Annotated in this window: 8 protein-coding genes; 2 read left to right on the top strand and 6 right to left on the bottom strand. The window is 43.2% G+C overall.

Annotated features, from left to right (window positions below; all coding sequences use genetic code 11):
* Positions 1 to 93: 93 nt before the first annotated feature.
* On the top strand, positions 94 to 1590 hold the full coding sequence (locus ASV53_RS20970) for an oligopeptide:H+ symporter (protein ID WP_094958537.1): 1497 nt from the start codon (positions 94 to 96) through the stop codon (positions 1588 to 1590).
* Between the two features lie 112 nt (positions 1591 to 1702).
* Here the strand turns inward: ASV53_RS20970 and ASV53_RS20975 are convergent, their stop codons facing one another.
* The 6 genes from ASV53_RS20975 to rbsD form a co-directional block, all read right to left on the bottom strand.
* Entirely contained in the window at positions 1703 to 2710 is a 1008-nt protein-coding gene (locus tag ASV53_RS20975; RefSeq protein WP_094958538.1) for a substrate-binding domain-containing protein, read from the bottom strand.
* Positions 2711 to 2765: 55 nt separating this feature from the next.
* Positions 2766 to 3686 carry a ribokinase gene (gene rbsK, locus ASV53_RS20980; protein ID WP_094958539.1) on the bottom strand — a complete coding sequence of 307 codons (921 nt, stop codon included), beginning with the start codon at positions 3684 to 3686 and terminating at the stop codon, positions 2766 to 2768.
* A gap of 137 nt (positions 3687 to 3823) precedes the next feature.
* Positions 3824 to 4702, bottom strand: coding sequence for a ribose ABC transporter substrate-binding protein RbsB (gene rbsB / locus ASV53_RS20985; protein ID WP_094958540.1), 879 nt, complete (start codon positions 4700 to 4702; stop codon positions 3824 to 3826).
* Positions 4703 to 4798: 96 nt separating this feature from the next.
* Entirely contained in the window at positions 4799 to 5791 is a 993-nt protein-coding gene (gene rbsC, locus ASV53_RS20990) for a ribose ABC transporter permease (protein ID WP_094958541.1), read from the bottom strand.
* On the bottom strand, positions 5788 to 7302 hold the full coding sequence (rbsA, locus tag ASV53_RS20995; protein WP_094958542.1) for a ribose ABC transporter ATP-binding protein RbsA: 1515 nt from the start codon (positions 7300 to 7302) through the stop codon (positions 5788 to 5790). The genes rbsC and rbsA overlap by 4 nt, the downstream gene beginning before the upstream one ends.
* A 74-nt stretch (positions 7303 to 7376) precedes the next feature.
* Positions 7377 to 7796 carry a D-ribose pyranase gene (gene rbsD, locus ASV53_RS21000; protein WP_062692527.1) on the bottom strand — a complete coding sequence of 140 codons (420 nt, stop codon included), beginning with the start codon at positions 7794 to 7796 and terminating at the stop codon, positions 7377 to 7379.
* 448 nt (positions 7797 to 8244) lie between these two features.
* Here rbsD and ASV53_RS21005 point away from each other — a divergent pair, with 448 nt between their 5' ends.
* Positions 8245 to 8505: a hypothetical protein gene (locus ASV53_RS21005; RefSeq protein ID WP_062692528.1), complete on the top strand. Its 261-nt coding sequence runs from the start codon at positions 8245 to 8247 to the stop codon at positions 8503 to 8505.
* Positions 8506 to 8688 lie beyond the last annotated feature (183 nt).

An 8688-nucleotide genomic window follows, 5' to 3' on the forward strand; every position in this document is an offset into this window, starting at 1 on the left:
GAGTAATACGTACATCTTTCTAAAGGAATATTTATATAGGTCTTTAATTATCACGGACTTCGGGCTTCTATGCCTGAAATATGAGGAAGTTTTATGTCTATCGCGTTTTCCCGTCAGCCTTCTGCTTTTAAATTAATGTGCATTATTATAATGCCCGCCATGTTATCTATGTATGGCCTTGTTGCTATTGTCACTGTGTTTATGGTGAATGATTTGGGTATGTCAGAAAAGGATGCTTTTTTAATAAATGGCGCCGCTTCTGCGTTTTCAACCATCATTTATGCTATCGGTGGCTACTTGGCCGATAAGGTAATTGGTGTTAAAAGATCATTGATTATCGGTAACTTAGGTATAGTTATTACCTTGTTGATTCTAAGTTATGCTGCTGCAATTGGTAGTATTCCGCTGGCAATGATAGGTATTGCGGGGGGCGGGGTTAGCCGTGCCTTAGCAAATAACTGCCCGTCTAATTTAATCTCTAAAGCTTACAAAAAGGATGATATTAGGATCGATAGTGCTTTTACCATTTATTATATGATGATTAATGTTGGCTCATGTATTTCATTAGTTATCACACCACTTATTGCACATAAATATGATTATTCAACAGGGTTTGCTATTGCAGCTTTGTGGAATGTCATTACTATTTCTATTTTTCTTTGGAAAAGAAACTTGGTCAAAAATATTGGTGCACAAGCTGATTTTGAAACCATTAATTTGAAAACATATGCTGCATTGTTTTTAGGATTAACCGCATTAACATTATTGGGTAGTTGGTTAATAACGCATTATCAACTTATGCAAGTACTCTTAATTATTGCGTTAGGTATTGCGCTTGCATTTTTTATTAATTATATGCGAAAAGAACCCAAGGCTCAGCAGAAAAAAATGATGGCAAGTTTAGTGCTATTAGGCTTTTCAGTGGTGTTTTTTATTCTCTATAAGCAAATGCCAACATCACTGACATTCTTTGCTATACATAATACTCGCCATGAATTTTTAGGTATTCCATTTGATCCTGTCTCCACCCAAGCCCTGAATCCATTTTGGATTATCATCCTTAGTCCCTTACTTGCGATCTTTTACGAAAGAACCAGTGCCAAAGGGCAAGGTGCTTCGTTACCGTTGAAGTTTGCAATGGGAATGATCTTTTGTTCTATGGCATTTCTTTGTTTATCTTACGGTGCAAGCTTTATGGCTGATGAAGCTGGCCGCGTTTCGGCTTTCTGGTTGATCTTGACGCATTTATTCCAAGGACTAGGGGAGTTGCTGATCAGTGCGTTGGGTATCTCTGTACTGGCTCAGTTAGTTCCTAATCATATGATTGGTTTTACACTTGGCTTTAGAACCTTGACCTTAGGTATTTCTGCGATAATTGCGGCAAACCTTGCGGTGTATATTGCGGTTCCTGAGTCATCAGGTAGCGTTGATTCGTTGCAAACCTTGCCTGTGTATGCGAGCTACTTTCTGAAGATAGGTATTGGTGCCCTTGCTATGGCTGTGTTGATGTTAGTCACGGCGAAGAAATTGAATAACTTGATTACAGATAGTGACGCAGAGGAAAAAGAGCAGGTTGAGGCGGCGAATTAATATGCTTTAATCGTTGATTTGATCTTGTCTCATTGAAAGATCACACAGCATTTAAAAGAGCCCTACTTTCAATGAGGAGGGCTCTTTTGTTCGCTTGGTATTTCTGAAAGGTCTAGCTAAATAAGCTTTTGACACTATCGCGTTCAACTAAGGTTGGTTCTAGCTGGATCACTTTATTTGAGGTGGTTTTGTTGTTAATTTTATCTAACAAAGTATCAACGGCTTGTTGGCCTAAACGGTGTTTAGGTTGGTGGATCGTGGTTAACGATGGCGTGATGTATTTTGCGAGTTTAATGTCATCGTAACCCACAATAGAGAGTTCTTCCGGTACAGAAATACCTTTCTTGTGTGCTGTATTGATAACACCCATTGCCATCATATCATTACAGACGAATAGCGCTGTCGGTAGCTTTCCGTTTTGGCAAATGGCATTAAAGGCTTGTTCACCTCCTTCACACTCGAAGTTACCTGAAGCTATCCAATCTTTGTTAATGGTTAAGCCTGATTCTTCCATTGCTTGAACAAAGCCTGATAAGCGCTGTTGAGCGGGTAACTTATCAAGCGGCCCCGTTAAACAGCCAATCTCTCTATGGCCTTGTGCGATTAAATGCTTGGTCGCTAAATAGCCGCCATGATGGGAATTATCTTGAATTTTGTCACTTGGAAAATCGATCGGGCCCCAGTCCATCACCACGGTTGGTACGGGTTGGTGACGGGAGAACAAATCAAAGGCGTTGGTTTCGACTTCACTGCACATCAATAAAAGACCATCAACACGCTTTTGTAATAGCATATCGAGGTTAGAATGCATACGTTCTAAGTCGCCTTCGGTGTTGCATAATATAAGGTTGTAACCTTGTTCGTAGCAGCGTCGTTCGACGCCTTTTACTACTTCACCAAAGAAGGGGTTGGTCGAAGTTGTGACTAGCATGCCGAAAGTACGAGTGTGATTAACTTTAAGGCTGCGTGCTAATGCTGATGGGGCGTAGCTGAGTTCTTCTACGGCGGCACGTACGCGAGTAGAGATATCTTCACTGACAAATCGTGTTTTATTGAGTACGTGGCTGACGGTGGAGGTTGATACTCCTGCATGTTTTGCAACATCTTTAATGGTCGCCATACGATGTCCCTGTAAGTATTTTAGTCCTGTTGTGACACAGGACTAGGGGAATGAATTAACAGTGTTCAAGTAAGAAACGTTTTACTTCATGGCGGTGCGGTATTGATGTTTGTGCGCCTAAACGTGTTACCGAAATAGCAGCTGCTGCATGGGCAAAGCGAATGGCATCATTCAAACTTTTACCTTCTTGAAGGCCTGTTAATAGTGCACCATTGAAGGTATCACCTGCTGCCGTTGTATCCGTTGCTTCTACACGAAAACCAGCTACTTGCTCACCTTGACCTTGCTGACTTACCCAAACACCTTGGCTGCCAAGCGTAATCATGACTGTTGGGATGCCTTTACTGTGTAATACATCTGCTGCTTGTTGTGCAGAAGGCATATCAACCACTTTTACACCCGTCAATAATTCCGCTTCCGTTTCGTTAGGCGTAATCATATCAATAAGTTGTAATAAGTCATCACTTAATGGCTGAGCTGGTGCAGGATTTAGTACTACTTTGGTGTTGGCTGCTTTCGCAATGCGAGCTGCCGCTTCAATAGTTTCAACGGGTGTTTCAAGTTGCATCAACAAAGTATCGGCTTGGGTGATCAATGCGTGATGTGGTGTAAGACGCTCAGGGGTTAAGCAAGCATTAGCCTCTGCTGAGATACAAATGCTGTTTTCACCCGTGGCTGCGACTTGGATCATTGCGATCCCTGTTGGGGTATTTTCTTCAATCAAAACGGCGTCCGTGTTGATGCCATCATTGGCAAAGGCTTCACGGATATTAATGCCAAAGCTATCGTTGCCAACACAAGCAATAAACGCAATGTCAGCGCCTAAGCGTGCAGCTGCAACGGCTTGGTTTGCGCCTTTACCACCAGGGATAACAGAGTAACTGTGGCCGTGTAGCGTTTCGCCAGGGCGCGGAAAAGATGCCACCTGAAGAACATGATCAGCGTTAACGCTACCTAGAACTACTAACTTATTCATATCGAGACCTTTTTTGTATCTACTGAGCCAATAGTGTTATGGCGGTCAAAATGCATAGGTTAACGAAGGCGCTAAACAATGAACTTTGATAGAAAGGAGAAGCGCATTATGCGCTCCTCCAATAATGACTAAGTGAATTATTTAGTCACAACTTTCAGGTCAACAGGGATGTAAGCATCCACTTTTTCACCTTTAAGCACTTTAACGGCAGTTTCTACGCCTAGTGCACCGATTAGGTCCGGCTGTTGTGCGATAGTCGCACCTAGGATGCCACGTTTAACAGCAGCAATACCGTCTTCAGTGCCATCGAAGCCAACAATCAGTATGTCTTTACCTGATGCTTGAGCTGCACGTAGCGCACCTAATGCCATTTCATCGTTTTGGGCAAATACAGCTTGAACATCTGGGTTCGCTGCTAGCATGTTTTCCATTACGTTAAGGCCTTTAGTGCGGTCAAAGTCGGCTGGCTGGCTAGCAAGTAGATCCATACCGCCACCGTTAACTGCCTTCATGAAACCTTCGCCACGTTCACGTGCCGCGGAAGTACCTGCGATACCTTCAAGTTGGATAACACGGGCTTTTTCACCCACTTTTTCCATGATGAATTTACCCGCCATTTCACCGCCTGCAACGTTGTCTGATGCAATGTGGCTCACGACTTCACCACGGCTTGCGCCACGGTCTAGCGTAAGGACGGGGATCTTAGAGCGGTTAGCCATGCGAATGGCGTTAGAGACAGCATCTGAATCTGTTGGGTTAATCAGAATCGCTTTTACACCACGAACAGTAAGGTCTTCAATGTTAGAAAGTTCTTTACTTGGATCGTTTTGAGAATCAAGAACAATGAGTTCATAACCTAGCTCTTTGGCTTTCGCTTCAGCACCTTCTTTCATTGTCACGAAGAATGGGTTGTTCAGCGTAGAAACAACCATTGCCATGGTGTCTTGTGCTGACGCTGTAGTGCTGAATGACGCTGACAGCACTGCCGCTGAGATTAGGGTTGCTAACTTTTTCATTCTGTATTCCTTTTAGTTTCAGGTCAGGGTACCGAGCGGCGACATCAGGGGGAACACCGCTCGGTGTTTCAGTCAAAGATTAAAAAGATTCAAGTGTTACTTATTTTTGTTATCGACCAGTACTGCCAGCAAGATAACCACTGCTTTAGCAATCATTTGGTAGTACGAAGACACGTCTAACAGGTTTAGTGCGTTGTTAAGGAAGCCGATGATCAGTGCACCAATTAAGGTACCCATGATTCGACCTTTACCACCAGCAAGGCTCGTACCGCCAAGTACAACAGCTGCAATCGCATCCAGTTCGTACCCCATACCTGCAGTAGGTTGAGCCGAAGACAAACGAGATGTGACGATAATGCCTGCTAGTGCTGCCAATAGGCCGCAGATTGCGTAGACGCCAATCTTGACGCGATCTACGTTGATGCCAGAAAGGCGAGTTGCTGATTCGTTGCCACCTAGTGCGTAGATGTAACGACCAAAACGAGTGTGGTTAAGTAGGTACCAGATAGAAGCGAATACGATAACCATCAACCAGATTGGCACAGGGATACCCATCGCGTAGCCAGTACCAAACCATGCGAATGAATCTGCTACGTCAGTAAAGCCTGTTGAGATAGGGCGTCCATCGGTGTAAACCATGGTAACACCACGCAGTAGCGTCATTGTTACCAAGGTTGCGATAAAGGCTTGTACTTTACCTTTAGCGATAATCACACCACTGATAGCACCTAAAGCGGCACCTGCAAGTAATGCGGTTGGGACCGCAATGATGGCAGGGATCTCCATGCCAATCATGGTGGCTGCAAATGCACCACACAGTGCTAATACCGAACCTACGCTTAAATCAATACCCGCGGTTAAGATGACCAGCGTCATACCCACAGCAATGATGGCATTCACTGAGGTTTGGCGAAGAATGTTTAAAATATTGTCGACGGTGAAAAAGTTTGGATTCAAAAATGACACGACAACGATCAGTAAGATCAATGCGATCAGTGATTTTTGCTCAATTAACCACTCTTTGGTAAACAGCTTGTTTGCTGAGCCAGTAGTGGGGGTTTGTTCTTTATTCATAGCCTTGCTGCTCATGCTGCTACCTCGTCATTCTGCGCAATGTTTTTACCAACAGCGCAGGCCAGTAATTTTTCTTGATCGGCATCAGTTGCCATAAATTCACCGCTAATGCGGCCTTCGTGCATCACCATAATGCGGTCACTCATGCCGAGAACTTCTGGCATTTCTGACGACACTAAAATGATACTCATGCCTTCAGCTTTAAATTGGTTAATAAGTTGATAAATTTCTTTCTTTGCACCCACATCGACACCGCGGGTTGGCTCATCGAGGATCAGCACTTTAGGGCGGGTCATTAAGCCTTTAGCAATCGCGACTTTTTGTTGGTTACCACCCGACAAGTTGCCAATAATTTGGTCGCGAGTCGGTGTTTTGATATTGAATAGGCGAATAAAGTCTTCAACAGCGGTGACTTCATCGTAATGATTAAGCTGTACACCTTTAGATAGCTGCTCCAGCGCGCATAACGACATGTTTTCTTTTACCGATAAGCCGAGGACTAAGCCGTCGCCTTTACGGTCTTCAGAAATATAAGCAATGCCATTTGCTAAGCCATCTTGTGGGCTGATTGGGTTGATTTTTTTGCCATCGAGCTTAATGTCACCCGATTCGCTTTGTAGTGCACCGTAAATCACTTTCATTAGTTCTGTACGACCCGCACCCATCAAGCCTGAGACGCCGAGGATTTCGCCACGATCGAGCTTGAATGAAACATCATGAACGCCTGCACCCGTTAGGTTTTTCACTTCAAGACACGTCGTACCATGCGTTACTTCAATGCGAGGGTATTGTTCGTCTAAGCGACGGCCAACCATCATCTCAATCAACCCATCTTCGTTGGTTTCTGCAACCACACATTGGCCAATGAATTTACCGTCGCGAAGGACAGTAATATCATCACAAATTTCAAAGATTTCTTTTAAGCGGTGAGAAATATAAACAATGCCACAGCCTTCGTTACGTAACTCGTTAATCACTTTAAATAGCGATTCAGTTTCTGTATCGGTGAGGGCATCGGTTGGTTCATCCATGATGATGACTTGAGACTTAAACGACAATGCTTTAGCAATCTCAACCATTTGCTGTTCACCAAGGCTTAACTCACCTAATAGTTGGCGAGAGTGGTGTTTTACATTCAAACGCTTTAGAAGCGCATCAGCATCACGGTACATTTCAGCCCATTTGATGCCACCAAATGCGTTGGTTTTTTCACGGCCGAGAAAAATGTTTTCTGCAATAGTCAGCTCAGGGATCAGATTAAGCTCTTGGTGAATAATACTGATGCCGGCTTCTTGAGAGTGACGAGGTCCATTAAAGTTCACAGGCTTGCCTTGGTAGCGAATTTCACCGCTATCCATGGCGTAAATGCCGGTTAGTACCTTCATCAGTGTGGATTTACCCGCCCCGTTTTCACCCATCAGCGCCATGACTTTTCCGGGATAGACATTCAGGCAAGCGTGATCCAAGGCTTTTACACCTGGAAAGGCTTTCTCGATACCTTGTAATTCTAGGATTGGCTGATTCATGTTCGTTCCTTACGACTTTAATTAAGCCGCTTAGTTAGCAACCTAAAAATTTGTGCGATTTAAAACTAGGCGATTTAGAAGACGACGCCAGATTGAAAAATCACGTTGGCATAAGGGGTACATTCACCTGTGCGAACCACAGCTTTGCTGTTTTGAGTGTGCACTTTAAATGCTTCGTGTGGAATGTAGTTGATAGCGATAGATTTGCCACATAATGATTGTTCAGAATCAATCAGTGCAAGAAGGGCTTGGTGATGATCTGGGCTAACGCTTTTGAATTCTTCAGCGATAATAACGCCTTCGATTTGCATTTCACTCAGCACGGCTTTTACAGTGCCAATGAATGTTGGAACACCCGGAATTAAAGCTAAATCAATGCGTTGTGCTTCGTCAGGGATGGGTAAGCCAGCATCGCAAATCGTGATTTCATCAGTGTGACCAAGTGTTGCGATTACGTATGACAACTCGGCATTGATGAGTGCGTTTTTTTTCATGGGGTGCACCTTAATTATAAATAGTGGTGATGCTCTAACATGTTTCTTAGGAATATTATTTAACACGTTAAATTGAATTCTAATGCATCGAAACGTTTACGCAAACGTTTCGATGGGTGAAATGTAGAGATAAAATGGCTGATTTGCACTTTCTTTGGTAACAAAATGTGAGATCGATCTGGTTTGAAATGCTTGCAAGCAATAAAAAGCGATAATGCTCACAGCTCTCTATAATCCGAATTGGAACCTGATATGCATCGAGGTTATTATTTGTTTGTAGATTTGGCGAAAAAGGTAATATTTGCGGAATTTATGTCAGAGTAGTGTAAAGCTTTGAAAATATCTGATTCAAACTTTGCTTGTTGCAGCTAAAAGCGATTATTATTCTGCTTCTGAATGAACGCTTGTTCATTGCTTGTTGTTCATGGTTTAGGATATTGGTCAAAACGTGTCGATTCTTGCTTTAACTGTTAATGTGTGGGTTATTGCACTTACGGTAGCACCTGTTTCTATGGTGGCGTTAGTGTATGGAATGAAAAAGAAACTTTCGTGGCTATCAGTCGGTGCAGTTATAGGACTATTGTTATCAGTGCTATTATTGATCTTATCCCAGTACACCGATTACAAAAAATTTGAGCAATGCTTAATGCGTGGCGAAGGCTACAGCCCTTTTTCTGGTTTATGTGTAAAGTCAGGCCAGCGTGATTAACGTACTGCCTGACGAGTGCTCTATTTCTCCCCCTTCTGTTTACAGTGCTGTGTAAACTAGCCCCCTACCAATTCTTATTTTAGTGTCACTAGCGCTACTGTATTTTTAGATGGCTCGGAAACCAGAATTTTATTTAGCCATGGTATACACATAGTAATGAATAAAAAATGTGTCATTTTATTC

Source organism: Photobacterium sanguinicancri (assembly GCF_002265265.1).
Classification (GTDB): Bacteria; Pseudomonadota; Gammaproteobacteria; order Enterobacterales; family Vibrionaceae; genus Photobacterium; species Photobacterium sanguinicancri.

Excerpts from the sequence above, each read along its gene's own strand:
- ASV53_RS20970 (WP_094958537.1), top strand. The coding sequence starts at position 94 with ATGTCTATCGCGTTTTCCCGTCAGCCTTCTGCTTTTAAATTAATGTGC.
- ASV53_RS20975 (WP_094958538.1), bottom strand. The coding sequence starts at position 2,710 with ATGGCGACCATTAAAGATGTTGCAAAACATGCAGGAGTATCAACCTCC.
- rbsC (WP_094958541.1), bottom strand. The coding sequence starts at position 5,791 with ATGAGCAGCAAGGCTATGAATAAAGAACAAACCCCCACTACTGGCTCA.
- rbsA (WP_094958542.1), bottom strand. The coding sequence starts at position 7,302 with ATGAATCAGCCAATCCTAGAATTACAAGGTATCGAGAAAGCCTTTCCA.
- rbsD (WP_062692527.1), bottom strand. The coding sequence starts at position 7,796 with ATGAAAAAAAACGCACTCATCAATGCCGAGTTGTCATACGTAATCGCA.
- rbsK (WP_094958539.1), bottom strand. The coding sequence starts at position 3,686 with ATGAATAAGTTAGTAGTTCTAGGTAGCGTTAACGCTGATCATGTTCTT.
- rbsB (WP_094958540.1), bottom strand. The coding sequence starts at position 4,702 with ATGAAAAAGTTAGCAACCCTAATCTCAGCGGCAGTGCTGTCAGCGTCA.